The organism is Bartonella grahamii ATCC 700132 (assembly GCF_000518085.1).
GTDB classification, from domain to species: domain Bacteria; phylum Pseudomonadota; class Alphaproteobacteria; order Rhizobiales; family Rhizobiaceae; genus Bartonella; species Bartonella grahamii.
In genome coordinates this window covers 1-1,302 of the sequence record NZ_JACX01000065.1, presented here as the reverse complement: position 1 = coordinate 1,302, position 1,302 = coordinate 1, and the positions used below count along the sequence as shown (strand labels likewise).

Genomic DNA, 1,302 nt, shown 5'->3' with positions numbered 1-1,302 from the left:
CCGGTGGTTATTTTCGGACCATCAGTAATTACCAGACCTGTTGCGTCTAGGGTATTTGTACCTGCCTTTAAGCTCGTTAATGCAACATCTTGAGCTAGATCAAATTGTACTTTATTATCCTTATCGCCTTTTGTAAGATTAAGATTTGTACTTCCAGTTACCAAATCCAATGGGCTGGTTGAATTAACGTTCGTCGTATTTTTACCATTAACAGAGAGCCTCCAACTTGGGTTTATAGAATTTTGTAGAGCTTTTAGCTGCGCAACATTTACCGCATCAGAGTCGTTCGTGCCAGCGGCAACAGCTACAATCTGTCTGGTGTTTCCTTGCTTAACATCACCAATACTGAGTGCACCAAAGCCTCGTGTAGATACCCATGCTCCATCTCTTTTAGTTGTGACTTCTCCAGTTATGGGGTCATACCCTGCAATACCCCCTTCATTTATAGCCACACTATCACTACCCAAAGCTATTGAACCTTTTGCCTTTGCGCCCACTTTTGCACGAAAACCAATAGCCACCGCATATGAGCTCTCAGAACCAGAAGTACCAATCTGAGAATTAGTGCCTATAGCAACCCCCATACTCCCAAAAACACGGGCTGGGTAAAAAACCTGCCCCCCCCCAGGACCAAGTTCTTCCGTATCAATTTTCGCACCTATCGCAATAGATGCCTCTCCGGTTACAAATGCCCCTTTACCCAATGTTACACTACCAATAGCAGCAGAACGGGTTAGCCCCGCACGACTCTGGAAAACAACAGGTAGCTTATTTACTGGCTGCGCAACCTCAGGCGCCGAAACATTAAAGGTTTTTTCTTTTTCATAAACATCATCAGCTTCTATATTTACAGAATTCGTATAAATAACTCTTGTGAACTGGGGCGTTTTTTGATCACCCATATTTTTGGCTTTAGATATATTTGACACACCTTCCCATGCGCCTCTACTATCCGCCGTCAAAACATTCACGACAGGACGATAATCATTCACACCAGAAAGGGTTTTGGTTAAAAAATTTGCATAGTCATCAGCAGCATTTACCTTGGGTGTCAAAGCAACATTCAGCGCTGTTAAATAATTGTCTTTTGAAGAAGCATTCAAACCAGCAACAGAGATGATGTTTTCTGGATAAGAGACACCAGCACTTTCTACACCTTCGAGAAATGTGTTTCTAAAATCAGAATTTGCTGAAAAAACAGGAGAAGCATTCGATAAAAATGTAGCCGCTGTAGCCAACGAAAGAACTTTAACAAAAGAAAAACGAGAACGTTTTAATTCACTCGCTGCTTTTGGGGCATAT

At 42.2% G+C, this 1,302-nt stretch carries 1 pseudogene; it reads right to left on the bottom strand.

The features are described from left to right. Positions 1-1,302: pseudogene (locus tag U736_RS12435) on the bottom strand (hypothetical protein); the annotation flags it as partial.